Genomic DNA, 26,097 nt, shown 5'->3' on the forward strand with positions numbered 1-26,097 from the left:
GCCAGGCTTCGAGTGCTGCTTGCTCTACAGCGTCTCCAAGCCTTCCACGGCAAGACGCTGGGCATCGTGACGCGTCGGGGCGAAACCCTTGGCAGCCCGGAGCCCATGATTCTTGAGCGACGTTTTGCGACGCCAGCGAAAGGTGCCATCCGGCTGCTCGTCAACGTCGGCCAGAATGATGTGGCCGTGCCCGTACTCGTAGCGGATCGGCTTGTGAGAGGTCTTTATCCACTCGTATTCCATCGCAGAATCTTTGCCTCAGGTCGGACACCGCAACGAGGTTATCGCGGCCAAGTTAGCCGTCACGCGGTCAGCCACTGCCACGCATAGAAACCGAGCATATGGGCCCAGGCAACCAGCGAGCCAACCAACAGGGTTGCCCAAATCTGGAGGGTGAACCATTCCTTTTTGTCGCCGAAGTCGGGCAGCAGCCAAATCAACAGGGATGGGACAACGAACAGCACTACCATCACGATCCCCATCACTGCCTGTGATCTGCCGAACCAGAAACTGGCGATCGGCAAGTCGAGCATCACCAGAATCAGGAACATGCACGAGAAGAGCATTTCGTCCGGAATGGCGACGCGGGAAGTCATGGTTCCATCATGTTACGGCGAGAGTTGAGGAATCCCGATCGATTGCCCAAAGGCGGCAGCTAACTCAGTCGAACTGGCCCCGTAGCTTTGCACGATTGCTTCTTCAAAGCCCATGCCAGCCTTCATCAGGTCCATCAGTTCGACAAACTTTTCGCCGTCGGTTCGGACCAGAAACTCGATGATCAGCGAGCTCACGCCGTACTCGTCGCGGCGGATGTCGCTCTTCCGCATCAAGCCACCCAGCGTCCCGGTTTGCTGCAAGACCTGGATGCCTTCCTTACGGCGAGAATTGGTAGCGCTGGCCTGAGGAACGATCTGCAGGCTGACGTAGTCGGCCAGACCTTCGTTAAACCAACGCGGCACGTTGGCACCACTGCGATAGAATCGCGTTTCGGCGTGGCTCGACTCATGCACCAAAGTATGGGCGAAGTTGTTCGGGTTGGTCGTGATGTAGGTCGTTACCACCGAGCGGTCTCCCATCGAATGGCAAAGCCCGGCGACCCCTTCGGTGTCGTTGTTATTCATGTACTTTTGTTCGTAATACACAAACTGCTGCTGGTTGGCGAAGATGTAAACCGGCAGCTTGCCTTTGTAGACCTTATCGGGGTCGACCTGGTACATCTTCGACACCAGCTGATGCATCGTGTCGAGGTGGGTCGCCACCGATGCGATGTCAGGCGGATTCGCGTTCGAGAACACAAGGAAGTACTTGGTCTCGTACAGAGAAAGGTTCGGAACTTCCGCCTTCAGCTCTTCGGCGATTTCCTTTTCCTTCTTGGTGGTCGCTTCGCACTCTTCCTTGGTGAACTCTGGCCAAGGTCGCACGCGATTTCGCTCGGCAAGGGCGAGCCACTTTTCATTCTTCTCTTTGTTCTTGGCCGCCAGCTCTTCCGCTTTCTTCGCTGCGCGTTCTTCCAGGATTTGCTTTCGGGTACGCGGCGGACCGGACGAACTTCCGGACGAGCGATCGTTGTCGGCCGACATCGCTTCACCGGCATCGTTGTCGTCGGCGGCGTTGTCGTCGTCAGCGCTGTTACTTGCCTTGTAGTAAGGACGGCCCAGGTACGTAATCGACTCGACGGTCGACATGCTCAAACGAGTTGTCAGGCCGGTGCCGGAAACCTGAGCGATGAGCGCGACCGGGTTGCCCTGGTTGTCTTTGGCGACTTCCTTCAGGGTAATGCCGTCCATTTGCCGGCCGGTGGTCAACTGCACGTCGATGATCTCGTCCAGCAAGCGGTCGAAATCGACCGGCTCGGGCAGAAAGCGTACCGCTTCGCCAACCGTTGCGGCGTGGTCTTGCGACTGACCGACGACGTAGCCATCGGCGACCACGGTCACCACGAAGGGGACCTCTTTGGTCTGGCCGTCAACGGTCGCTTCAACCACCCCTTTGCTGCCGACTTTCAATCCGGTGGCATCGGTGGTCGAGATTTTGAAGTAGGGACCTTTGACCTCGCTGATTTGTCCACGCAGGTCGGCTGCCAGCGAAACGGCAGCGGCCAACAGCAGCCCCCCGATTGCCAGTGACGAGCAACAAATCTTCGCAATATTCATTTTCGGGCCGTTTAAGAGATTAGAGATCGCCAAAACTCGAATTCGATTGGCTCGGATTATATCAAACCAGACCGATCTGGCTGAAGGGAATCTTTGTGAAAATGCGCAGACTGCACCGCCTTGGGGTGAAATCGGCACCGTTAATCTCGCCGCGATCAAGGCGGATCATCAGGAATTCGACCCGCAGCGAAGAGTTGCCGTAGTCGCCATCTTGCCGGTCCGAGCGGTCAAGCAAGCCGTTCAAGCTGCCGACCGGTGGAAAGGGTCACTTCCAGCGGCTTGCCGACCCAACGGGTGAAATCGATCGGCGGCTCGGCGAAGTGAACTTTCTGCCCGACCTGGGCTTCCTATCCGTTCGCTCTACCGACCAGGTAAGCGTCGGTCGCCAATTTACGGCAGAAGCTGCGGAGCACCGATCGATTGCCCGAACGCCCCGATCAATGCCTGAGAGGTTCCGCCGTAACTTTTCTGCAGGGCCTCTTCAAACTCGAGGCCCGCTTTCATGTTGTCCAGCAAGTCGACGAACTTGGTCGCATCGGTGCGTACCAGAAATTCGATCAAAAGCGAACTGGCTCCACGTTCGGTAACCGACAGATCGTTGTCCTTCAGCAGCATCCCGTTCAAGCTTCGCATCTGCAGTAGATTGGTCATGAACAACTTGCGACGCGCCGCGGGTCCTTCCGCTTGGGGAAGCAGGCGGATGCTGACGTAGTCGGCCAGGCCTTCGGTGAACCAAGGGCGAATGAGTGACTTGCTTTTGTAGGCTCGCACTTCCGCCAGGCTCGCCAATTGCAGCAGCGTGTCGGCGAAGTCGATCGCGTTCGAGGTGATGTACGTCGCCACGATGATGCGATCGCCGCTGTACGAACAAAGCCCCGAGAGCCCTTCGGCGTTGGTCTCCAGAAACCGCGACAAGTAATGCTGAAACTGCTGCTGAATGCGGAAGATGTAAATCGGCATCTTCCCTTTGTAGACCTTGTCAGGGTCGACCTGGTACATCTTCGAGACCAGCAGATGCAACGAGTCGAGATGGGCCACGACCGACTTGATATCAGCCGGATTGCCATTCGAGAAGACAATGAAGTATTTCGTCTCGTAGACTTCCAGCGGAGCGACCGCGGCGCCAACTTCCTGGGCGATGTCTTTCTCGGCCTGGTCGGCGTCAGTCCGTTCTTTCTCGGTAAACTCTGGCCAGATGACGACTCCGTTCTTCTTGGCTTGCGTCAGCCATTGTTCGTATTTCGCTTGCTCGGCCGCTTCTTTCTCTTGGGCGCGAGCCTCCAGAATCTCTTTTCGTGTGCGAGGTCGATCCGAGTGCGGCCGTGCATTGGAAGCCATCGACCGAGAAGGTCGCGTCGCTACGTCTTCGACATCGGCCAGATAGACTTGCCGGCCACGATACGAAACCGATTGAATCGTCGAGAAGCTCAGCCGCGTCGCTCCGCCACCGTCCGGCAGTTCCACCAGCAAGGCGGCGGTCGAACCATCTTCGTTGGTGACCAGTTCGTTCAGCGTGAGCCCGGCCATCTCGCGTCCGGTCGAAAGCTTCACGTCCATTTGTTTGCCGACCAGTTGCACGAAGTCGAAGGTGACCGGCTGCAAGCGAACCTTCTGTCCGACTTCGGCCTGAAAGCTGTTCGCTTTGCCGACGATGTAATCGCCGGAAACCGCCGAAATGATGAAGGGGACTTCAGTCGACTGGCTGTTAGTGACGATCTCGACCACCCCTTTGTGCCCGACCGGAACCAAAGCGTTGTCGGTGGTGGTGATCTTGAAGAACCTACCTTTAACCTCGGTGATTTCTCCCTCGATCTCTTGGGCGGAAATCATCGACGTAAGTAGAAACAACCCGATGGTTGCCATCGCCGAGCGGCCCTTCGACGAAATAAGCATGGAATCCCCTTTCTGAGCATTTCTTCCTGCTGCAGGACGGTCCTGTCGGGGGGATTATAATCACATCTCCAGAGGCATACCAAGTAGTTTCAAGCGAAATTAGCTACAGCGGGGATTCGCTTTCCGGAAGGCGTCAGCAGCCAGCCAAGATTGCGGCTGAAAACGGCCTGCTAACGCCATGTTTTTCGAGCGCATCCCGGCACTAGTTCAGCGGAATGATCACTTCCGCCGCGGCCATACTTTCTGGATCGCCACGTTGCCAGAGCGTTTCGGCCAGGGTCGCGATCGTTCGGGTCGGCTCGACTTCCAACTTCTTGCCGCCAGGCAATTCGACATGAACTGGCTTATCAAGCGGCAGCATGTCGTCGCTCAGCAGCAGACGAACCTTGCTCAGTTCGGTTGGCAATTGATCGAAGACGATCTTGCCATCGTCTTGCCGAGCGATGATGACCTGGCCACCTTCCGCTTCCGCCTTGTCGACCCCCAACCAATAGAAGCGGTCATGCGTGACGTCGTCTTGTCGCCAGACGATACGCGGCGGATATTTCACGCGCGACAACCGCGCAAGCCAAGGCAGCGCGATTTGATCTTCACGATTCATCCAGTGACCATACTGAGGGTAGATCTTCACCTCGTGCTTGTAACCTTGCGGATCTTCCTTCTTCAGTCGGTCGAGTTCGTCGCCGAACTCCTGCGCCTTCTTGTTCCGCTCGAAGCCATTATCTTTGCCGCCGACCTGCAGGTAGAAAGGAATGTTCCGCAAACCTATGGCCTGGGTTTCGTTGGGGTGGCCAGCCATCATCGCGGCCCCCGCCAATTGATCCGACATCCGTGGCGCTAACTGATACACCCCGTCGCCGCCGGCAGAATAGCCCATGATGTAGATACGGTTCGGGTCGACATCTGCCAGGGCGATCATATCTTCAATCAAGCGTGTGAACAGCACGTCGATATGGGCCTGATGCCACATGTTCCAGCTATCGGTCGGGGCACGGGGGGCGACGTAGATCCCTTCTTTCGGTCGATAGAGCTGCTTCTGATTTTCCCACTGCCCGTCGTTCACCTCCTTGGCCGTCTGTCCCCCGCCATGCATCGAGATCCACAGCGAATATCCATTCTTCGGCTTCTTGCCATAGACGAAATATTCTAAAGGCATCGACCACTCGTCGACGACAATCTTCTTCTCGGCCAGCTCTTGCCGACGGGTCGCCTGAAGATGCTTTCGATAATCGAGCGATAACAACTTGCCGGCCTGGTTCGCTTGAGCCGAGGTCAGCGGTGCCTTCGCCATCGGCTGCTCGGCAAGCGGAGCCCGCGACTCCCACGGCTGCCCGAGGTACTCTTTCAGCGCCGCGACCGGATCGCCTTCGGCCCCAAATCCAGGCGAAGCCCACAAAATGGCTCCCAACAACCAACCCCACAAAATCAACCGACCAGTCATATCAATTAACCTGTTCCCAATATCCATCGGCCCACAGATCGCACTCGACACGAAAACCCAACGAAGCGAGGCTACGTCAAATCATACATTGCTTTGCGGCGGTCGCCAGCAATTGGTCAACGGCCAGCAAACGGGCTCAATCGCTGGCCTTACTTTGCAAAGACGGGGGAAGTGTCGTGCCAGAGGGTGTTATGTGAGATAGCGAACAGTCAGGGGTATGCGCTGGGGATTACTGGGGAATTTAATCCCTACGTTGGGTGGTTTTGGGTCAGGAAACGATTGTCTGTCTGGTAGCGGACCCGCTATAGTTCTCTATCAGGGTCGCCTTGGATACGAACGTTTCGGCGGAAGATCGACCAATTTCTCGGCGAACCACGTACCAGGAAACATGCCGTTTCCGGTCCAATTACCAACCATCCCTAGCACACAGGTGGGTTCACTATGCGTTCACGTTTTTCGTTTCTGGGCCTGCTTCTGGCAGGTCTCGTGTTGGCCAGTCCAGCTTGTACCTATGCCGCAGAAGAAGCTGCCGATGGTCCAACGCTGACCATTGGCGATAAGGCACCAGCCCTCCAAGATGTGAACTGGGTGCAAGGGACCGAAGTTCCGAAGTACGAAGACGGCAAGGTCTACATCGCCGAATTCTGGGCGACTTGGTGTGGCCCATGCATCGCTTCCTTCCCGCACCTAGATAAGCTGGCCAACGAGTACGCCGATCAAGGCCTGGTCGTCGTTGCCGTCACGACGGAAGGTCCTTCCAACACGATGACTGAAGTTGACGAGTTTCTCAAAGGAGATGGCAAAGACTACAAGTTCCACTACGCATTCTGCGAAACGGAAAAGACCTATCAGGCCTACATGGAAGCCGCTCAGCAGAACGGGATTCCTTGCTCGTACGTGATCGATCGCAAAGGGAACATCGCTTTCATCGGTCACCCGATGGACCTTGATTCGGTTCTGCCGAAAGTGATCGATGGCACCTGGCGTGGTAAGGAAGACGCCGAGCTTTACGCCAGCTTGAACGAAAAGATGAGCTCGGCAGCCGAACTGGCCCAAACCGATCCAAAGGCTGCGTTGGCGATTTTCGACGAAGTTGAAAAGGCGTTCCCACCGAAGGCCAAGACGCTGCAGTTTGGCGTTCTGAAGGCGTTGTGCCTGACCGCTGCCGACAAGCCAGCCGAAGCCGCCGCACTGCTCAAAGAACAAATCGCCCACGCCAAGGCTGAAAAAGACGCACGCACGCTGATCATGCTCGCCGGTATGATGGCCAGCCCGCCACTGGGCGAACAGGCCGAGATCGCTCCGCTGTGGCCAGCCGCCGTCAATGATGCCCTGGCAATCGATCCCGACAACTGGCAGGTCAAGCTGCAGGCTGCGATGCTGTACAACAGTCGCACCGACGACAAGGCCAAGGCCAAGAAGCTGGCCGACGAAGCTTACGAGTCGATTCCTGACGCGGAAACGAAGGCTTCGATCAAGGCTTTCATGGATCAGCAGTTCGGTAGCGACGACGAAAAAGAAGAAGACTAGTCGTCCGAACCACAAACACGAAGCCACGCCTGGCGAACCTGGGCATGGCTTTTTTCATGCGCACTACTAAGCCGGCGCTTAGATCTTTTTGACGAACTCCGACTTCAACTGCATGGCGCCGATGCCGTCGATCTTGCAGTCGATATCGTGATCCCCTTCGACCAGACGAATGTTCTTCGCCTTCGTCCCCACCTTAACCACCAGCGACGAACCTTTCACTTTTAGGTCTTTGATCACCGAGACCGTATCGCCATCTTGCAGCGGATTGCCGACCGCATCGCGAACAACCTTCGCTTCTTCGGCCTGGGCCGCCTCGGCCTTGGTCCACTCGTGACCACAGCTTGGGCAAATCAACAGGTCGCGGTCTTCGTACGTAAACTCCGAAGCACATTCCGGGCAATTGGGTAGGTCGCTCATCACATTCCTTGCGTGGGTTCGTTGGTCAGGGGCATTCAGGTCGTGCATCGGCCTCGTCGCCAAGGCTTACCAGGATACGCCGATCACGCGGCCGGGTGTAGGCCGGAGAAGAACGGGGCAAAAACAGCTCGTTTTATAGCAATTTCTCACACAGCGAAGCTATTTCAAGTGAATCGCGGGCCGGACCACGCCCCCCGATCCCTGGGTACCGGTTGTGACCTATGCTAAAGAGACCTCAATTGCCGATTGTCTCGACTAGAAAGGCCCTCACCGATGATGTTCTGCCGGATTACCTTCGCTGCAACCGTAGCCGGACTGCTGCTTTGCGCGCCGGTTTTCGCCGACAACGTGACGGTCAGCAGTCTTGAAGAACTTCAGCACTACGCGCACAAGAGTGGCAACATCGTCACCATGCAGCCCGGCACCTATCGGATTTCCGACTGGCTGAGCGAAGAGAAGCTGCGCGACAAACGCGCGCAGGCCGACTATCCCTATCTAAAATTTACCGGCCACGACAACGTTTTTCAGATGGATGGCGTGAAGATCGAAGCCGACACCAAGCTGCGAACCATTTTGCGTCCGCCGGTGCACACCAACGAGTTTGTCATCTCTGGCCGAGGCAACACGATCTCGGGCCTCACGCTCACCAATATCGGCGACGCCACTTCACCAGGCGGAGCGTTACTGTCGATTTCTGGTGACAACAACATCGTGCAAAACGGAACCTTCACCGTTCGTGGATCGTCGCCGTATGGCTATGGCGATCTGTTCGGCAAAGGGGGCGACTACACCATCGGGCATCACAAGCAAAGTGGTGTCCATATCGTCGGCAGCGGTACGCAGATCATCGGCTGCAAACTGTACGTTCACTCGTATGGACATGGCTTCTACATCCAAGGAGGCCATACGCAGTCGTTTCAAGATTGCTACGTCGAAGGCAAGATACGGGCGACCGACGACATGCTGAAAGAAACGAGCGGTCCAGCCGCCGACATCGATTTCCGCACGGTCGTGGCGAACCGAGATGGCGAACGCCGCGTGACGCCGGGCTATATGAAGTCGCTGGCGGAAGATGGCTACCGTACCTATCACGACATCCGCGACCTTACCTTCTTGAACTGCACCGCCAAGCATATGCGAGGCGGATTCGAGTTGCGAACCGAAGGAGGCGGCGTCCAGATTCAAGGCTGCCAGGCAATCGAATGCGAACGAGGCTACTGGGTTGGCAACGGTGCGACCGTGCTCGAAAGCAGCGGCGACGCCAAGTATGGTCCGCTACTATTCGTCGAAGGCAAACGAGCCAATGTTCATGTTCAACTTTCGCCTGATAGCTCGAAGTACCATGTCCACGCGATCGCCGTGATCTGCGGCGAAGAGCATCAGGTCCATATCTCGCCGGCCGACCTGCTCGAGTCGCGAGAAGTCGCCACGCCAATCTTGTTGGGGTACGGGGCTCCGGCGGCAGGTGAAGGAATGGCCGAGATCAAACCTCGGCGTGCGACCCGCGTTGTCTTGAACAACGAGACCAAGATGCCGGTCGAAATCAGCCACGAAGCGATCCGCTGCCAGGTGACCAGCGAAGGCGAAATAAAGCGAAATGACGGAAAAGATACCCAAATCACCCGCGAATAGTCACCCCCCGGAAGAATCCCACCCGTAAGAGCTAAGAATTGCGGCGAAACCGCAATTTTGGTAATTCCAAAGCTGGTATCTGTTTGTTAAATTCCACGCGTCTAGTGATCATCGGAGTACCTAGATGAACTCCCCACCATTGGAATTTAGGCCAGCAAATGACAATGCAGCATCCAGCCAAGATTGTGCCCAAAGGGCATGGTCCAGCAATCGGCGTTCTGGGCGATCGCTACCGCGTGTTGGTGACCGGTGAAGAGACCGGCGGCCAATACGCGATGGTGGAAGCCGTGATTCCACCAGGGGGCGGTCCACCACCGCACATTCATAGCCGCGAAGAAGAAGGCTTTTACGTGCTCGAAGGGGAAGTCACCTTCGTGATCGACGACCAAAAGTTCGTGGCCGGCCCTGGCACGTTCTTGAACCTGCCGATCGGCAGCCTGCACTACTTCACCAACCGCACCGAGCAGCCAGCCCGGATGATCTTCACGATGGCTCCGGCCGGCTTGGAACAAATGTTTCTGGAACTGGGCAGTCCACTTCTCGACGGCGAAATGCCGGAGATCCCAACGGAAGCCGAGATCCTCCGCGTCATCCAAGCCTGCCCCCGCTTCGGCATCGAAATCGTCCCGCCCAGCTAGTGGCGGTCGATGGGGTAGATGCCTCTTGCCGGTAGCCAAGATACGGATCTCTTTCCTACGCTCCAGCCATCCGGTTTTCTTTCGACGAGCGCGGCTCATGGCTGCTTGTTGAGGCGTCTCTTTGTTCCGCGAAAGCCTTTTTCACCAACGCCGAAACGACGTGACGCCCTGTTGAAAATCATCCTTGCGTAGCCGTCAACCGAGCGACGATCGAAGTCGACGTTTTCCGCGAGAAAACAAGCCATTCCAGGACCAACCTTGTCCCTCTCGTGCGTGACGAAATGAGGGGCTACAAGATGATCTTGTGCGTTGAGAAGTGCACAGATTCACAGTACAATTCGTGTACTTCTGATGAGTCGCCAAGCCCGATCTGGTGATCGGCCGGTCGGTATCGAAGCCGTGGACGATGCCCTTTCTTTTTCTAGCCTTTCGGCTTCGCGCGCTGCTCCTGCTTTTTGCTGTTTCGAGGCATTTCTGTGGGGATGCTGCGCGCCTGCGGGATATCGAGGAGGGCCACCGTCACGTGGTCGATCTTCAGGGACGAACAACCAAGACTGGCAGTCGGCGAATCGGCGATCGAGGGCAAAACCAGGATGATGGCGAGCGAAGGTTTCAGGCAGCGTTGGATGGTGATTGGGATCGAAAACAACCGCGTCGATCAAGCGGCGAGCGTGCTTTTGAGCGACGTCTCGGAGCGGGTTGCCCGCAATTATGCTCGAGGGTTTAACCAGGCTGGCAACAGGGCAGGGGAGCGGGAAGTTACGGCGGTGGTCTGCCGCTGTCCCTGACTGATGCCGGGCCGAACTCGCCGGTTGGGTACCTTTTCGCAGGCACGCTTACGGTTTAACCTCTTAGATCCAGACTGTGTTGCTTATGGAAAGGTAATTGGGAATGGCCAATTTTTCAGATCGTCTTCGCGACGCGATCGTACGCACTGCTGCCCCAGTGGTAGTTGGCTTGGATCCTCGGTTTGAATCGCTTCCACCAAGCCTGCTCGGCGAACATCGTGGGACGCACGATCCCAAGGTGAAGGCTGGCTTGTACCTGGTCTTCTGCCGCGAAGTGATCGACGCCGTGTGTCAGCACGTGCCTGCTGTGAAACCGCAGTCTGCCTTCTTTGAAGAGTTGGGGCCGGCCGGCATGATCGTGTTGGCCGAAGTGATCCAGTACGCTCGCGAAAAAGGCCTGCTGGTCATTCTCGATGCCAAGCGAAACGACATCGGCTCGACCGCGACCGCCTATGCCAAGGGGATGCTCGGGGCGAACAGCCCATGGCAAGCCGATTGCTTGACCATCAGTCCTTACCTGGGCGACGACAGCCTGACCCCCTTCGTCGAGACGGCCACTCAGAACGACGCCGGTTTGTTCTGCCTGGTGAAGACCTCGAACCCTGGCGGCAAGATGCTGCAAGACCTCGTCGTCGATGGCCAGCCAATCTATCGCCATGTTGGTGCGTATGTCGAAGGCCTCGCCAAGCAGACCATTGGCGAGTGCGGCCTGGGCGCTGTCGGCGCGGTGGTCGGTGCGACCTATCCAGAGCAACTGAGGGAACTTCGTGAAGCGATGCCGAGCACCTGGTTCCTGGTGCCGGGCTACGGCAGCCAAGGGGGCGGGGCGAAGGATGTCGCCGGCGGTTTCAACGAAGCAGGCCTCGGTTCGATCGTCAACAATTCGCGGGGCATCATCTTCGCGTACTCGCGCGAACCATTCGCGACGAAGTATCAGCCCAACCAATGGCAGAAAGCGGTCGAAGAGGCCACCCTGGAAATGATCGCCGACCTGCAGGCTGAAACCACCGCTGGCAAATTGAAGGCGTAAGTTCGGAGCGGTCAGTCTTCGGTGATCAGAGCGATGCGTAGGGTGCGTCTTGACGCACCTTTGCCCTGCCAAACAACGTTCCTTTAGCTCATTCGAGCGTTCCAAATTCGCCTAGGAACGAAGGCTCAAGGCTTCCCCAGTCGGCCGGATATTCCCCAAGTCGAACAAATCGATGGAAGGAAGACCACGGCCAATCGCGAACTTGAGTGACCAGCCCATGCTTGAGCGGATGAGCGGATTGACATGAATGTAGTCCGCCAAGCGTTTCACGTCCTCCGAGCTGCGGCACGTGTGCTCGTAGAATCGCCGTTGCCAGACGGCACGTTCGCCCCGGATTTGGCGTGAGTTCGATGTCTCTGCCTCGCGCCCACCGCCGGAAATCCACCGACGAGTAAATTCCGATTTGATATGACGCCATCGCGTGGAATAGTCGGCGTCGCCAAGCGGCAATTCCCAAATCGTGTGGAGATGATCCGGCAGCAACACGATCGCCAAGACCTCGAAAGGTCGCGAGTGCCGGGCCACGCTAAACGCCTCACGCAAACATCTACGCCCCAGCCTGGTTGTCAGGATGGGGCGACGGTTCGCCGTGACTAGCGTAAAGAAGTAAGTTGCCCCATGCCGCGATCTGAGATAATTGGCCAACGTCGATCGCTCCTCCAAGTCTTGATGACCACGAACCTATCTTTCGGTTCAGCGCCGCTTGGTATGTCATGTTACCGGAGGGATAGGGGGCCCCAAGCGATTTCTTGCGGCGATCATTTGGTGGCGACAGCCATCACATAGCGAGCTTCCGAGCAGGGCTCGGTGCGTCGAGACGCACCCTACGCAATGGCGCGTTGACTCAATGGAGGAACCGGCTTCGCGTAATTTTGGCATGATTGTTGCTGTTTCTGATTCGGTCCCAAGCCAATTCGGGTCTGGGCGAGTAGGAACCAGCGAGATGGAATTGAATCAGCAATTCGATGCCGAGATGCGCGATCGCCTTAGTTCGCCCGAACAGATTGAATCGTCTACGTGGCTGAAAACCTGGGGCTTTCGTGTCGCACTGGTGGGTGGCTTTGCTGCTCTGATTGGAGTGGTGATCTGGCAGTTCAGCGACTATCTGACGCTCGACTATCTTGCCAGTCAGGAAGCCAACCTGAGAGAATTCCAGTCAAACCATCCCTTCGTTCTGTACACGATCGTCTTCGTTCTTTACACGCTCGCGTTTGCGGTTGGCATTCCATTGGGTGCCGCCCTGACGATTATCGTCGGCTGGTTCTTCGACTTCGTGCCGGCGTTGATGCTGGCCAGTTTTGGTTCCACCGCCGGTGGTTTGCTGGCGTTTTTGAATAGTCGTTATTTCTTCCGCCGTCGATTTGAAAAGTGGCTCGGCGCAACGCTCGAGAAGTTCGACGAGCAGTTGAAAGAGAACGCCGCGTTCTACTTATTCATCTCACGCTTGATCCCGCAGATTCCCTTCGTGTTGGTTAATCTGCTGATGGGTCTGTCGCCAATCAGCTTGAAGACGTTCTGGTGGGTGAGTCAGATTTCAATGCTGCCGGCACTGATCGTCTTCATCTGGATTGGAAAGTCGCTGCCGAACCTGCAAACGATTGCGGACGATGGCGTTTCGTCCGTATTGTCATGGCAGTTGATGGTAGGCCTTGCGGCGATGGGTATCATTCCGCTGCTGATCCGCCTGGGGCTGAACTGGTACGATGCCCACAAATCGACGCCTGAGGACGCTGGCGAAGCGCAAGCCGCTTAGTCTGGAACTAGATTCCCGCCACCTTCTCTTGGGCCAATTCAATCGCCTCGATCCAGCTTTCGCGCTGCATCACGACAAACCTCGCCGTTGCCCCGGCGCTCGTCTGCACCTCGATTGAATTGGGAAACAGCGGAATAAGATTGAGGAACCTGGTCCAGCATTTGGCCACATGGGTCACCTCTGCCAGGTCGAGCTCCGTCGCACCGGTCTGGACGTTGAAACGATGGCTTTCAAAGACGATCCGCTGCGTCGTGAGCGTCAACTGGCCCCCCACCGTTTCAACACCGCGCTGCATATTGGCAGGGCCTTCTTTCATGATTGTCTCGTCGGCACGCAGGGGCTTGTTCATCAGCATCCTCGCTTGGCGATCAGTTCGTTCTTCCCAGCAACAGTGTACCGGGGCAAATCTGGAATTGCGAAAACCGGAGAGATGCGTCAAAAGGTTCCTTTCCAGTCGCCTCGTCGATTTTCACAAGACGATCCGCAATAACCAGAAATCCGCTGCGAATACCGTTCTAGCGACCGCAGGCTTCCGCTTGTTTCCCCGATCACCCCTTTGACAAGGTGGCAGGCGAAAGTTAACCTTAGTCGTTTTCCCAAACTGCCTTAGAGCGACCCTCGCAAGGGGAAATTCGGCAACCTGGTCAGGCCTTAATTGGAGCAGCCACACCCGGAGGACTCTTGTGCGGGGGTCACTCCAAGGCAGTTGGGCAAAAACTAAAGAACGCGACGACTGCCTTCGAGCTGTCCTCGCAAGGGGAAGTTTGGTTACCTGGTCAAGGCCTTAACTGGAGCAACCAAAACTTTGCAACCCTTGTGCGGGGGCTGCTCGAAGGCAGTTCGCGGAACGCCGCGAGCCTCATTTGCGGAGGCCTCCCACGGTTGATTCCGCCGCCAAGGTGCGTCAAACTGCATCGACTGCCGAACTGATCGGCTTGTACGCACGCACCTGCGAGACCGAAACTCTTTTCTTCGGTTCCTCGCCTCACTTCCTTTGCCGGTTTTAGAGGGATCGTGGCTGAGCAAAATACTCCTCCCGATTATCTGGTCGTTGCCCGTCGATACCGGCCCCAATCGTTTGACGAACTGGTGGGCCAACAACGTGTCGCCACGGCCTTAGGCAACGCGATCGCACGTAATCGCGTCGGTCATGCGTACCTGTTCACCGGTGCTCGCGGGGTGGGAAAGACTTCGTCGGCACGCATCTTTGCCAAAGCGCTCAACTGCGTCACCGGCCCCACGGCCAGTCCATGCAACGTCTGCGAGATCTGCCAGAGCGTGACTGCCGGCGAAGATGTCGACGTGTTGGAAATCGACGGTGCCTCGAATCGCGGTATTGAAGAAATTCGCCAACTGCGAGCCAACATCAACGTTCGCCCGAGCCGCGCCCGCTTCAAGATCTACATCATCGACGAAGTCCACATGTTCACCAAGGAAGCGTTCAATGCGCTGCTGAAAACCTTGGAAGAACCGCCGGACCACGCCAAGTTCATCTTCTGCACGACCGATCCGGAAAAGATCCCAATCACGGTTCTGTCGCGCTGCCAGCGTTTCGATTTCGGCGGTATTTTGCCGGATGATATCGTCGGCCGCTTGCGTCACATCGTCGACACTGAAAACGTGCCTGCGGCGGACGAAGCGTTGAAACTGATTGCCCGCCGGGCGAATGGTTCGATGCGCGATAGCCAGTCGCTGCTGGAACAAATCCTGGCGTTTGGCGATTCGGAAATCACCGTCGAGTCGGTTCATCGACTGTTGGGAACCGCCGACAACCAACAGGTCGTCGACCTCGCGCGGCAGATCCTGGCGGCCGATACCGGAGCCGCTTTGCAAACTGTCCATGCTGTCTTCACCGAAGGGGTCGATCCAGGCCAACTTCTCGAGCAACTGCTCCGATTATTCCGCGACCTGATGGTGCTGGGCTCCGGCGGATCACCTGATTTGCTGCAGACCATCTCGCCCGGCAGTGTCAAAGAAGCCCAAGGCATGGCGGCCCAAGCCGGCGTCGCCAAGCTGCTGGCAGGCGTAAGCTGCCTCGACGAAACCTTGGTCAAGCTGCACCGCAGTACCTATGGCCAGGTGCTGACCGAAGCGGCCGTCGTTCGCCTTTGCCAGTTGGAAGACCTCGAGAGCCTCGGCGCGCTGATCGCCACGCTCAAGGAAGGTGGCTTGCCCGCGAAAGCCCCTTCGACAGGGCAGATTCCGGCTCAAAAAAAAACGGCTGAACGCCCCGTAGAACCAGCGCCGGCGCCCCCAACGATCCCGATTCGTCCTGCCGTGCCGGCCTCGCCTCCGCCGGCCGCGACCAGCCACCAAGCGCCGCCAGCCAACATGGCACGGCCGGTTGAGCCCGCTCCGCCAGAGCCAATTGCGGTGGAACCATCGCGGCCGATGCCCGATCCTTCAGAAGCTGCCCCGCACGAAGTAGCGCCCTCGAACATCGCCCCCCCCAGACTTACCGTAACGGAGCAGAACGTCCGTTCGGTTTGGCGTAAAGTGGTGGAAGAGCTACCCGGTCTTACCGGTGATTTCGCTCAACAATCGCACGCAGTAGCAATTTCTGGGCCAAAGCGGCTAGTCGTTGATTTTTTCTCGACGTATAATTCGGCTGTTGAAGCTTTGAAGCGGCCGAAGAGTCAGGAATTGCTCGACCGAGCATTTCAGACCGTATGCGGCGACACCTTTACGCTGGAATTCCGTATTACGGAAGATCCCAATTCCAAGGGAAGACAGCCATCGATGTCGCCCGAGCGATCGGCCCAGGAAGGCCGTCTAAGAGCTCGACAATTGGCAGAACAGGTCCCGCTCGTCCAACGGGCGATGGAACTGTTTGATGCGGAGGTGATTGGGGTTCGCGAACCGGACGGCTCGTAACGAGGCGAACGGTTGCACTGGCAAGCCAGGGCAGCATTCAGCGGCTACCAAAGTCCCCTTCGATCGACCGGGAAGGCCTCGCCTTTGGTCTAGTCTGACCTAGACTTGTCCAGGTATTTAATTGCCAGTTGATTCCTCGCATACAAGGAGTTTTCCGTGTTCAAAAGTCTCAGTGGTCTCGCCGGACTGTCTGGCATGATGCAGCAAGCCCAACAAGTGGGCGAGCAAATGAAAACCATGCAGGAAGAACTGCGTAATGCACGTGTGAAAGGTTCTGCCGGCGGTGGTTTGGTCGAAGCGATCTGCACCGGACATGGCGAACTCGTATCGGTCACCATCGATCCCAAGTTGATCACCGATGGCGACAAAGACTTGATCGAAGAACTGATTCCTCAGGCCGTTCGCGAAGCCCAAGCCAAGGGTAAAGAGCTGCACCAGGAAATGATGCAGTCGGTAACCAGCGGCATCAACGTGCCAGGTCTGGATCAGGCCCTAAGCCAATTTGGTCAGTAAGCACGACGCAAAACAAACGGCGATTGCCCGAGGCGATCGCCGGTGGTTAGCCAGCCCAAATAGCAAACCCCACAACAACCAGAAGGAGCGAACCGAATGGCGCAGCTGACGGAGTCCGTCGTTCGATTGATCGACCAGCTATCCAAGCTGCCGGGCATCGGCCGCAAAAGCGCCGAGCGCGTCGCTTATCACCTTCTGCGAGTTCCCACGGACGAGGCGATGGGCCTCTCCGATGCCATTCGCGACGTCAAACAAAACGTTCGCTATTGCAGCCAATGCTTCAACCTCTCGGAAGGGGATCTGTGCACCATCTGCAGCGATCCTCAGCGCGACGCCGCACTGCTCTGCGTTGTTGAACAACCACGCGACTTGATCGCCTTAGAGCAGTCAGGCGTGTTCCCAGGTCTCTACCACGTTCTTCTCGGCCGGATCGCTCCGCTGGAAGGCGTCGGCCCAGATCAATTGACCATCGATGCCCTCATCACGCGCGTTGCCAAAGGCACCATTCGCGAGGTCATCATGGCCACCAATCCTACGACGGAAGGAGACGGTACAGCGCTGCATATTTCCAGCCTGCTGGCCGAATATCCCGTCAAGTTAACCCGTTTGGCACGAGGCGTGACCGCCGGAAGCGTGCTCGAGTTCGCCAACAAAGAAGTGCTTGCCGACGCCCTGACGGGGCGGCAATCGCTGTAGTCACCGTCGGGGAAATTCCCCAATCCGGCAACGTTCATCACCATAGCTAATGGAAACATTCCCATGAGAATGTCCTTTGGTCTCGAACAGAAGATGTCCCAGAAGCAGGTTCTGGCTCCACGGATGATCCAGTCCATGGAGATCCTGCAACTGCCTGTTCTGGCCCTGCAAGAGAAGATCGAGCAGGAGATGAACGAAAACCCGATGCTCGAAGTGCAAGAGCAAGACGGGACCGATCTGGACGACATGCCGCGCGAAGAGCCCGAGGCCCGCGCCGATTCCGAACAGGAATTTGTCGTCGAAGATGGCAAAGACAACGCCGACGATTTCGAGCGGCTGCTGGAAATGGATCAGCAGTACCCCGATACGTTCGACGAACGTCCGCAGCGTTCCTCTGGCCAGATGGAAGATGACGCCGAGCGCCGGATGGATGCCCTGGCCAACGTCCAATCGCGTCCGGAAACCCTGCAAGATCACCTCGAACATCAGCTTTCTGAACTAACCATCGAGCCGCTGCTGCGCGAATGGGCCGAGCGAATTATCTCGGCGCTCGATTCGAACGGTTACCTGACCACCAACATCGAAGACCTGCTGCCGGCCGACGCCGACGATGAATTGAAAGAGATCGCCCAGGAAGGGTTGCATGTCGTGCAATCGCTCGAGCCTGCCGGAGTTGGTGCTCGCGATTTGCGGGAATGCTTGATGCTGCAATTGGATCCGTCGCGGATGTTCTACGATGAACTTCGCGTGCTGATCATGAACCACCTGGAAGACCTGCGCGACAACCGTCTGCCGCAAATCCAGAAAGCGACCGGCTTCTCGATCGAACGTATCCAGGCTGCCTGGAGCGAACTGCGTCGCCTCGATCCGAAACCAGGTTCGGCCTACAACGATGCCCACGTCGCCAACGTGATTCCCGACTTGATGCTGGAAATCGACGAAGAAGGGAAGTACATCGTTCAGGCCGAAGACCGCGATATTCCGCAACTGCGAATCAGCAACTACTATCGCGAACGCCTTTCGAGCCCAACCGCCACGCGGGAAGAAAAAGAGTTCATCAAGCGAAAGCTGAACGCGGCCCAGTGGCTGATCGATGCCATCGTGCAGCGTCAGAACACCCTTAGCCGCGTTGCCCAGGCCATCGTTGATTATCAAACCGATTTCATCGACAACGGTCCCGAGCACATCACGCCGCTCAAGATGCAGCAGATCGCCGATCAAGTCGGCGTGCACGTCACCACGGTCAGCCGGGCGGTTGACGATAAGTACATTCAGACACCCCGTGGGATCTTCGCGCTGAAAGCGTTCTTCGCGGGTGGTACCGTCAACGAAGCTGGCGAAGAAGTGACCTGGGACCAGATTCGTCTGCGTCTGCAGGAAGTGATCGACAACGAAGACAAAGCCAAGCCACTCTCCGACGACGACCTGGTGAAGAAGCTGAAAGACGACGGCTTGAACGTCGCTCGTCGTACGGTCACCAAGTACCGCAAGAAGATGGGCATCCCCAGCTCGCGTCAACGTCGCGACTGGTCGAAGAAATAATCGCGAACCACCAGACGGTTTCGCCTGATCGTGGGCAATGGTCTGCCGGGGGATCTTCATCGAACCCTCCGTCGACCATTGCCTTCTTTCTTTTCTTGTCAGGCCCACTCCGGGCAGACGCATCTTCAGCCAAAGACCGTGCTAGATGTTCCGCATTTAGCGGCAAACCGGTTTAAGACGCTCGATTCGATTGTATATCACAGCGACTTTCGATTGATCGGCTACCCCTCAGAAGCACGATTCCACTAGCAACGATCAGAGGCATTGCACGTGCTAGCACGGCATTGCCGCTAGCAACGATCTGTTGGGCGAAGGGTGCCTGGTGGGGTGTCGACGGACGGCACTCCTTGGCCATTGCCCCCAACCTGACCCCACGCAAGGAAGCGGTCTGTCGGACGCAGACCGCCGAAAGGAATTCGGACATGAAAGTGCGGCACATCTTTCTAACGTCGATGGCATGGTTCGGAGCGACATGGGGCGTTTGCCTGCACGCGGAAGACGAACTGTTCCGACCTATTTACCTTGCCGAAGAGCGGATCGAAGCACCCGAGTCTTTCGAGAGAATGGCCAGCTTCAACGTCGAGTCGGCTCAGCCGATGTACGCACCGGCACCGGTCACTTCGTACTGCCAAGAGGGATGGCGGCTTGGAGTGGAAGCAACCTTCCTGGCGCCAATGGGTGGCAATCAACAGACCTGGTCGCTGGTCAACGAGCAGACCTCGACGGTCAACAGCTTCGCGACCGATGCCCATGGCATTGAAGGCCTGGTGCCGGCTCCTCGTTTCTGGGTTGGCTATGTTTGCGGCAACGGCTGGGGCGTTCAGGCCCGCTATTGGGAACTGAACACGAGCTCGAACTATAGCGAGCCGTTCTTCACCTTGGGCGAAGACTACGGTTACTCGTCGAGCACCAACCTCGAGATGTACGCCTTCGACCTGGAAGTGGTCAAAGAGTTCTGCATCTACGACTGGAACATGGTTGGTACGTTCGGCTATCGCCATGCTCTGCGAGACTACAACGAAACGACCAACACGCTCGCCTCGATCAACCGGGGTGGCGGCGGCACCGATTTGTTTGCCGGGACCGCTTCGGGCATCTCCCTGTTTGAAGGGGATGGTCTCACCTTCTCGCTTTCAGGCTACCGCTGTTCGAGCTGCTGCTATGGACTGCAGTGGTTCTGGAACGCTCGCGGTTCGGTGCTGTTTGGCGATTCGCGGGTCGGTGCCCAGACAAGTTCGGTGCTCAACAGCCCCGGCGGCGATGTCTTCCAGACCAATGGCGGTTTCGCCGGAGACTCCGATTCGCTGTGGATCGCCGAGTTCCAGGTCGGTGCCCAGTGGTCGGCTCAATTGAAGTGCCTGCCAGGACGGTTCTTCGTCCGGGGTGCGTTTGAATATCAATACTGGGGCGAAGTGGGTGCGGGCGCCGGTGCGACGTCGACCGCCGGTGAAGCGGGCGTCGGCTCGCTGACGATGAACTCGCTGGCGCCGAACGATTCGCTCGACCTGGTCGGTTTCGCGATCTCGACCGGAATCGTCTGGTAGTCCACCGCGCCTGGTTGAAACGGGCCTCGTTTCCAAGACATGGATGCAAACAAGTCCGCCGAAAGCGGCCTTCCTGAAGGATCGATACGATGACTCGTACAACGCCCCACTGGCAACACTGGCTCGGCAAAGCGGCATGGGCCGCGCTGGGTTTGCTGGCCAGTTTCGGAACCGAGGCAAAAGCCCAGTGGGATTTTCCCACGGCCGATCCCTATCGAACCGACGAGCCGTTGTTCGTGGCAACCTCGTTCGAGAATCCTTCGATCGATTGGAAGTATGGTTCGTCGTCGATCATGCCGGTCGTCGCGCTGCAACAAGAGCCAGGTCCGTTGCCTCCGCCGATGCCGAGTCTGACCGACCCGGTACCGCTGGAAACGATTCCTTCCCAGGTTCGCGACGATCAGCAATATGGCGAAGAGCTGGAAGACTTCAACATCCAGTTTCTGCGAACCGCCAGCGTGCTGCTGCAGCCAGGCCAATGGCAGATGGATCTCGGGCTGGCCTATGCCAAAGATGACTACGATTTCCCGATCACTGTCGCGCCATCCGGCGTGGCCCGAGCCAACATTCGCCGGCGAACGCTGCAAGTTCCTTTCGCCTTACGGTACGGCCTGACCGATCGCATTCAGTTATCGGGCAGCCTGCCCATTGGCTGGTCGCATCAGGAGTACTCGTCGCTTGGCTTGTTCGACGACACAAGCTCGAAGGGTGGAATCGGTGACCTTGAACTGGGCGTGAATCTGCTCTGCCGCGAAGGCTGCTATGGCTATTCGCCTGATGTGATTTTGAGCTTCGGCCTGACCATGCCAACCGGTGATGCCGAGTTTCCCACGACGGGTATCTCGCAGGCCTCGCTTGCCAATGGCGTGTGGGCTCCTTCAGTCCAACTGCTGGCCATCCAGCGGTACGACCCGATCATTTACTTCTACGGCGTTGGCTATCGTTACCAGGCCAAACGTGAGTTCGGCGATCGAGATGTCTTCTTCGGCCATCAGATCACCTACAACTTCGGTGTCGGCTTCGCAGTCAACGACCGGATCACGCTCAGCACGGCATTCCTCGGGCTTTATCAAAGCGAAACTCAGATCGATGGTGTCGGCGTGCCTGGTTCGATGCGGGAACCGCTACGTCTTCGCTTCGCCGCGACGACCTATCGTTGTGGCCGCATCGTCGAGCCGTTTGCTGAAATTGGCATGACGGAAGATGCTGCCGACGCGGTCGTTGGTATCGTGTGGACGCTGTAGTCGAACCGAAGGAGCTTCGCTTGAGACACCTTGCTGTCGACAAACTGATTCCACTGCTGGCCTTCTGCGGAGTGCTTTGGTGCTGCCAGTCAGCCCACGCTCAGCTTGGCCCGCCGGTACGCAATCGCGAGCATACCATCCAGGCGTATGCCCGAACCTGGAAAGATATTCGCGATCAGAACATCGTCAAGCAGAAGCGAGATTACTCGTGCGGCGCAGCGGCGCTCGCGACGATCTGCCGTTATTACTGGGGCGACCCCGTCACCGAGACCCAGGTGCTGAAGGTGGTCGAAGGCAACCTGACGCGGGAAGAACTGCAGGAACGTTTTCAGAACGGGCTCGCCATTTCAGACTTGCGTCTGGCAGCGGTCAAGCTTGGTTACCTGTCGACGATCGGGCGGCTGAGTATGGAAGAACTGCAGAAGGTGAAGGTGCCGCTGATCGTGGCGATTCGCCTGGAAGAAACGAATCACTTCGTCGTCTATCGCGGCCAGGCCAACGGCTGGGTCTTTCTGGCCGACCCCGCACGGGGCAACTTGCGAATCCCACAGTTTCAGTTCGAATCGCAATGGATCGAAAACGCGGTCCTGGTGGTCGCCCAGAAGGGGAAAGCTCAGTCCGACCAATCGCAACTGGGGATCACGCACGAAGAGATGAGCCGCGGCTGGGTCGACGATCAAATCATTCGCACGTTCCCTGAGAAGCCGTTCAAGCTTTACTTCCGCAGCATCCCATAACGATTCATGGCAACGGGCAGTATTCAAGAAACAAAAAGAGGCCGCATCGGATCGTTCGATGCGGCCTTCTTATTTTTTTTTGATCGTCCGCTTCGCTTAGCGACCGGCGAAGGCCCACGAGCTGCCGGTGGCGAAGGTGCCAGCGGTGATGGTGGTGCCGAACGAGCCGACGAACGGAACCGTCTGGATGTTGCTGTAAGTGAAACCGGTCTGGCTGGTGTTGCCGCCGGCAGCGAAGTCGACGCCAGGACCGAAGTCGCCAGCGGCGTAACCGGTGGTCTGCGTGGTGCCGAACCAACGCGAGGTACCCAGACCAAATGCAATGGCGAACGTACCACGGACGTTCTTGCCTTCTTCGTCACTCATCACCTCGATGCCCGACAGGCCCATCGAAGCCAGCGTGGCCTGATCAACGTTGCCGTTAGGTTCCGCGGCGCGTGCTTCGGACGCCAACGAAATCGATACCAGGGTAACAGCCAGCAGACATGCCAAAGCTTTCATGTGATTCTTCTCCGCAAGTTAGAAATATGAGGTGAGCAAGTTCAGGCACGACCCCATCGCTCGAGATCCCCCTGAATGACTACTGCCAATCAACATCTGCTGATTCTAATTACGGGTCCACCTTTACCGATGGGACAAAATAGGGGAGTTTTGGCAATTTTCTCGATTCTTCCCAAGATGCCGGCACAACCGGAACACCACCGCAAAGAGGCCCATTCGGGCGCATAGAGGCACAGAAAACCCCTTACATCGCAAGCACTTAGATCACAGCTCGCTGATATCAAACCAGCTCGATTGATCGATCCTAGTGGCGAAGCCGCCAAAGCAGGGTCCGGAGAGCAGCGACCCCCATGGCTTCATTCCAGAGTAATTCGATCCCCGGCCGGCTCAAGCCTGCGGAACGATTTTGAGTTCGATTTCTTCGCCCAGGGGGACTTCGGCAGATTGGCACTGGCAGGGTAGTTAAGAATCTGTGTGCCACTGGCCTCTGGCCAGTGCAAGGCAGGTGCAGGTGTTTTTCACAAGCGATTGGATCTGGCCAGAGTCGATTCCAATTCCGCTCGCCGCTGCAAACCAAAGCAAGAGATCCTTGAGGCTCTCCTCGCTGCTTCACACTGGCCAGAGGCCAGTGGCACACGTACGATGCGGAAGCTGGAATGGATCGTTGCCAGTGCTAAGCTGCCCGGGATGCAATCTCTGGAAACGATGGAATCGAGGTCCCAAATAGATGAACATGGTGATGAAAGCCAAGTACAACACTTTCGAGTTTGTGATCGAGGAAGATCATCCTGAAGTGGGCGTCTATCTGTACGTTTATCAGGATGGAAAGTGTGTTCGCGACTTCCTGCAAAACGACAAAGCAACCTGCACTGAAATTGCATTTGAGGAATTTGGCGTTCCCAAAGAACTTTGGTGCGACACAGGCGATGAGTAAAATCGGCCCGGTAGCACCGGCCGGTTCCATTCGTTATTCCTGCATGGCGGGATTTGCGGAAGTGCTACGCAGCTAGTTTGCAAGAAGCTAACGAGGAAACATTTTTCGAGAGCATTCACGAGGAACGTTGGGCGGCGCCAACTTCGAGTTGGAACCTTTGCTACGCACGGCGATCGCCGCGATTCAAAGGGATCGGCCTGCTACACAACCTTAGCCACCACAAAGGTGAGGTCGTCTTCCTGATTGTTGGCACCTCGATACCCGACGACCGCCTGGCGGATCAGATTGCTGATCTCTTCGGCCGGCTTGGCGGCGTGCTGGCGAACCAGGTTTTGCAGGCGATCTTTGCCGAACTGCTCGCCTTGCTCGTTCATCGTTTCTTCCAGGCCATCGGTCGTCGCCACGACGACGGTTCCGTGCGAAATGCCAGGCTGCCAATACTCGGCGTACTCTTCGCCTTCAACCAATCCCAAGGGAAGTCCGCCCCCGTCCAGTTCCGGGAAGCTGTCGGTCTTGGGGTCGTAAACGATCGGGGCCCCGTGCCCGGCCGAGGCCCAACGCAGTGCATCCTTCTTGGCCGAGACGGTGACCATCAGCATGGTCATGAATCGTTCGCCCTGGGTATCTGCCACCAGCATATTGTTCAGATGGTTCAAGAAGTCGGCGAGCGAACCTGGCACGGCACAGCGGCTGCGAAGGATCCCTCGCGCGGTCGCCATGAGCAGCGCCGCGGCGACGCCGTGCCCCATCACGTCCCCCACCACGAGGACGGCGGTATCTTCGTCGGTGCCGGTGACGTCGAGGAAGTCGTAATAGTCGCCTCCGGTTTCGTCGCAGTAGGTACTGTGCCCGGCGATGTCGAGCCCCGTGATCTGCGGCGAATCGGAGGGAAGCAGGTTCCGCTGCACTTCCATGGCCAGCGACAGCGACTTCTGCATGCGCAACCGATCTTGCAGACCTTCGGCCATCTTGTTGATCTCGGACGCCATGTGCGAGTACTCAGGGGCGTGCTGAATATCGAGCCGCGTTTGCAAGTCGCCTTGGCCGATCCGGCGAACCGACGTGACAATCTGCGTCATCGGTTCAACTAACCAGTGAGCGGCCGCCAGCCCCAGCACCACGGCCATAACGACGGCCAACAAGCTGACCAGCCAACTGCGGGCGAACTCGGATTCGATCTCGGCGACAAAGTCTTGTTCGGGCACGATCGTCATCAGCAACCAATTCAGGCCAACCTCTTTCCCGACCGGCGAGACATGCAGAAATTGCGTCTTGCCATCGACCTGAAAACGAAAGTTGACGTCGCCTGACAACTTCTTCCCTTTGATGTATGCCCCGGCGGCGGCCACCAGCGGGTTGAGCGATTCGGTACTTCGCATCCGTGAACCTTGGGAAGAGATCACCGGCGTATCATCCGAAACGGCCAGCAAACGACCATCCTCCGAAACCAGCAAAGCCATGCCAGTTTTGCCGATTTCTAGTTGGCTGAGGTAGTTGGAAAGATCCTTTAGCGAAAAATCGGCGTCGATCACACCCACCAGGTCGCGATTAGCTCGATAGATCGGAATACCGTACGAAATGCCGAGCGTCTTATCTTCAGCAGGACCACCGCCTACCCACACATACGGATCGCTCCAGCTCGCTTTGCGTGCGTCACGTGGAATTTGAAACCATGGACGCGAAGCCAATTGAAAGTCGAACTCGTGACGCGTGTCTTCAATCACATCGCCACTGTTATCGAGTTTCCACTCCGTCATCGTTGCCCCTTCCGGATCATCTTTAATGGCCCAGAAGGTGCTGCCATCGGCATATCGGCTAACCCATACCGTGCGGCCATCGGCGCTCCCCCACGAGATCGCGCTGAGCATATCGAATGACTTGGACTCGCGGACGAACGTCGACCGCCAAGACGCCAGGTCGTCCGGAGGCAAGGTGCGATGCAGAATCAGATGCTGATTCAATTCGCAAACGCGGGCCGGCATCGAGAGCACATCCGCAATCTTGTCGGACGTATGCCGATGGATTTCATCGATCCCCTGATCGGCCAACCGCGTCACCGCTTGCTGCGACTGACGATTCCACGCCATCGACAGCCACAACCCGATCAATAAGACCGGCAGGCCGAATAACAGCGGGGCAAGCACCCGGATCGAGAAGCGTGTCAGAATAGATTTCATGGCGTTACGTCAATGGGGAAACAGGGCAGGGGAGGCCCCGCAGTTGATTTCGACAAGGTG

The 26,097-nt window shown here is 57.3% G+C and carries 24 protein-coding genes and 1 other RNA gene; 14 read left to right on the plus strand and 11 right to left on the minus strand.

Annotated elements, in window-relative coordinates; translation table 11 throughout:
• Positions 1 to 24 precede the first annotated feature (24 nt).
• The 5 genes from ABD890_RS24385 to ABD890_RS24405 form a co-directional block, all read right to left on the minus strand.
• Complete coding sequence (locus tag ABD890_RS24385; RefSeq protein WP_345095523.1) at positions 25 to 243, minus strand: hypothetical protein; 219 nt, start codon at positions 241 to 243, stop codon at positions 25 to 27.
• Positions 244 to 302: 59 nt separating this feature from the next.
• Positions 303 to 596 carry a hypothetical protein gene (locus ABD890_RS24390; protein WP_345095524.1) on the minus strand — a complete coding sequence of 98 codons (294 nt, stop codon included), beginning with the start codon at positions 594 to 596 and terminating at the stop codon, positions 303 to 305.
• A 12-nt stretch (positions 597 to 608) separates the two neighbouring features.
• Positions 609 to 2,153 carry a hypothetical protein gene (locus ABD890_RS24395; protein WP_345095526.1) on the minus strand — a complete coding sequence of 515 codons (1,545 nt, stop codon included), beginning with the start codon at positions 2,151 to 2,153 and terminating at the stop codon, positions 609 to 611.
• 390 nt (positions 2,154 to 2,543) lie between these two features.
• Complete coding sequence (locus tag ABD890_RS24400) at positions 2,544 to 4,046, minus strand: hypothetical protein (protein ID WP_345095528.1); 1,503 nt, start codon at positions 4,044 to 4,046, stop codon at positions 2,544 to 2,546.
• A gap of 202 nt (positions 4,047 to 4,248) precedes the next feature.
• Positions 4,249 to 5,487, minus strand: a complete 1,239-nt coding sequence (locus ABD890_RS24405) for a dienelactone hydrolase family protein (protein WP_345095530.1) — start codon at positions 5,485 to 5,487, stop codon at positions 4,249 to 4,251.
• A 441-nt stretch (positions 5,488 to 5,928) separates the two neighbouring features.
• Here ABD890_RS24405 and ABD890_RS24410 point away from each other — a divergent pair, with 441 nt between their 5' ends.
• Positions 5,929 to 7,017 carry a TlpA disulfide reductase family protein gene (locus ABD890_RS24410; protein WP_345095532.1) on the plus strand — a complete coding sequence of 363 codons (1,089 nt, stop codon included), beginning with the start codon at positions 5,929 to 5,931 and terminating at the stop codon, positions 7,015 to 7,017.
• Between the two features lie 78 nt (positions 7,018 to 7,095).
• On the opposite strand, the gene ABD890_RS24415 is transcribed toward ABD890_RS24410, so the two are convergent.
• Positions 7,096 to 7,434 carry a zinc ribbon domain-containing protein YjdM gene (locus ABD890_RS24415; protein WP_345095534.1) on the minus strand — a complete coding sequence of 113 codons (339 nt, stop codon included), beginning with the start codon at positions 7,432 to 7,434 and terminating at the stop codon, positions 7,096 to 7,098.
• A gap of 273 nt (positions 7,435 to 7,707) precedes the next feature.
• Here ABD890_RS24415 and ABD890_RS24420 point away from each other — a divergent pair, with 273 nt between their 5' ends.
• Together ABD890_RS24420 and ABD890_RS24425 are read left to right on the plus strand one after the other, a co-directional pair.
• A complete protein-coding gene (locus ABD890_RS24420) occupies positions 7,708 to 9,066 on the plus strand; it encodes a hypothetical protein (protein ID WP_345095536.1) in 1,359 nt (452 codons plus the stop codon).
• Positions 9,067 to 9,224: 158 nt separating this feature from the next.
• A complete protein-coding gene (locus ABD890_RS24425; RefSeq protein ID WP_345095537.1) occupies positions 9,225 to 9,704 on the plus strand; it encodes a cupin domain-containing protein in 480 nt (159 codons plus the stop codon).
• A gap of 421 nt (positions 9,705 to 10,125) precedes the next feature.
• Here ABD890_RS24425 and ABD890_RS24430 read toward each other — a convergent pair whose 3' ends face one another.
• Positions 10,126 to 10,353 (minus strand): hypothetical protein, encoded by a 228-nt coding sequence (locus ABD890_RS24430; protein ID WP_345095539.1) that lies wholly within the window; start codon positions 10,351 to 10,353, stop codon positions 10,126 to 10,128.
• A gap of 242 nt (positions 10,354 to 10,595) precedes the next feature.
• Here ABD890_RS24430 and pyrF point away from each other — a divergent pair, with 242 nt between their 5' ends.
• Positions 10,596 to 11,522, plus strand: coding sequence for an orotidine-5'-phosphate decarboxylase (gene pyrF, locus ABD890_RS24435; RefSeq protein WP_345095541.1), 927 nt, complete (start codon positions 10,596 to 10,598; stop codon positions 11,520 to 11,522).
• A 111-nt stretch (positions 11,523 to 11,633) separates the two neighbouring features.
• Here the strand turns inward: pyrF and ABD890_RS24440 are convergent, their stop codons facing one another.
• Positions 11,634 to 12,185: an REP-associated tyrosine transposase gene (locus ABD890_RS24440; RefSeq protein ID WP_345095542.1), complete on the minus strand. Its 552-nt coding sequence runs from the start codon at positions 12,183 to 12,185 to the stop codon at positions 11,634 to 11,636.
• 280 nt (positions 12,186 to 12,465) lie between these two features.
• On the opposite strand from ABD890_RS24440, the gene ABD890_RS24445 reads away from it, so the two are divergent.
• Entirely contained in the window at positions 12,466 to 13,275 is an 810-nt protein-coding gene (locus tag ABD890_RS24445; protein ID WP_345095544.1) for a TVP38/TMEM64 family protein, read from the plus strand.
• A 7-nt stretch (positions 13,276 to 13,282) separates the two neighbouring features.
• On the opposite strand, the gene ABD890_RS24450 is transcribed toward ABD890_RS24445, so the two are convergent.
• Positions 13,283 to 13,624 carry a GRAM domain-containing protein gene (locus tag ABD890_RS24450; RefSeq protein WP_345095546.1) on the minus strand — a complete coding sequence of 114 codons (342 nt, stop codon included), beginning with the start codon at positions 13,622 to 13,624 and terminating at the stop codon, positions 13,283 to 13,285.
• Positions 13,625 to 13,882: 258 nt separating this feature from the next.
• On the opposite strand from ABD890_RS24450, the gene ffs reads away from it, so the two are divergent.
• From ffs to ABD890_RS24490, 8 genes are all read left to right on the plus strand, one after another.
• Positions 13,883 to 13,978: signal recognition particle sRNA small type (gene ffs / locus ABD890_RS24455), an RNA gene on the plus strand.
• 311 nt (positions 13,979 to 14,289) lie between these two features.
• Entirely contained in the window at positions 14,290 to 16,149 is a 1,860-nt protein-coding gene (dnaX, locus tag ABD890_RS24460; protein ID WP_345095548.1) for a DNA polymerase III subunit gamma/tau, read from the plus strand.
• A 156-nt stretch (positions 16,150 to 16,305) separates the two neighbouring features.
• Positions 16,306 to 16,662 carry a YbaB/EbfC family nucleoid-associated protein gene (locus ABD890_RS24465; RefSeq protein ID WP_345095550.1) on the plus strand — a complete coding sequence of 119 codons (357 nt, stop codon included), beginning with the start codon at positions 16,306 to 16,308 and terminating at the stop codon, positions 16,660 to 16,662.
• Positions 16,663 to 16,758: 96 nt separating this feature from the next.
• A complete protein-coding gene (recR, locus tag ABD890_RS24470; RefSeq protein WP_345095552.1) occupies positions 16,759 to 17,358 on the plus strand; it encodes a recombination mediator RecR in 600 nt (199 codons plus the stop codon).
• A 63-nt stretch (positions 17,359 to 17,421) separates the two neighbouring features.
• Positions 17,422 to 18,900 (plus strand): RNA polymerase factor sigma-54, encoded by a 1,479-nt coding sequence (gene rpoN / locus ABD890_RS24475; protein ID WP_345095554.1) that lies wholly within the window; start codon positions 17,422 to 17,424, stop codon positions 18,898 to 18,900.
• Positions 18,901 to 19,322: 422 nt separating this feature from the next.
• Positions 19,323 to 20,444 (plus strand): hypothetical protein, encoded by a 1,122-nt coding sequence (locus ABD890_RS24480; RefSeq protein ID WP_345095557.1) that lies wholly within the window; start codon positions 19,323 to 19,325, stop codon positions 20,442 to 20,444.
• 89 nt (positions 20,445 to 20,533) lie between these two features.
• Complete coding sequence (locus tag ABD890_RS24485) at positions 20,534 to 21,688, plus strand: transporter (RefSeq protein WP_345095559.1); 1,155 nt, start codon at positions 20,534 to 20,536, stop codon at positions 21,686 to 21,688.
• A 20-nt stretch (positions 21,689 to 21,708) separates the two neighbouring features.
• Positions 21,709 to 22,425, plus strand: coding sequence for a C39 family peptidase (locus ABD890_RS24490; protein WP_345095560.1), 717 nt, complete (start codon positions 21,709 to 21,711; stop codon positions 22,423 to 22,425).
• Between the two features lie 96 nt (positions 22,426 to 22,521).
• Here the strand turns inward: ABD890_RS24490 and ABD890_RS24495 are convergent, their stop codons facing one another.
• Positions 22,522 to 22,926 (minus strand): hypothetical protein, encoded by a 405-nt coding sequence (locus ABD890_RS24495; protein WP_345095562.1) that lies wholly within the window; start codon positions 22,924 to 22,926, stop codon positions 22,522 to 22,524.
• Positions 22,927 to 23,653: 727 nt separating this feature from the next.
• Between ABD890_RS24495 and ABD890_RS24500 the strand changes: the two genes are divergently transcribed.
• Positions 23,654 to 23,860, plus strand: coding sequence for a hypothetical protein (locus ABD890_RS24500; protein WP_345095564.1), 207 nt, complete (start codon positions 23,654 to 23,656; stop codon positions 23,858 to 23,860).
• A 200-nt stretch (positions 23,861 to 24,060) separates the two neighbouring features.
• Here the strand turns inward: ABD890_RS24500 and ABD890_RS24505 are convergent, their stop codons facing one another.
• A complete protein-coding gene (locus ABD890_RS24505; protein ID WP_345095566.1) occupies positions 24,061 to 26,037 on the minus strand; it encodes a SpoIIE family protein phosphatase in 1,977 nt (658 codons plus the stop codon).
• Positions 26,038 to 26,097 lie beyond the last annotated feature (60 nt).

Origin of the sequence: Bremerella cremea (genome assembly GCF_039541315.1) — a bacterium.
In the GTDB taxonomy this organism is placed as follows: domain Bacteria; phylum Planctomycetota; class Planctomycetia; order Pirellulales; family Pirellulaceae; genus Bremerella; species Bremerella cremea.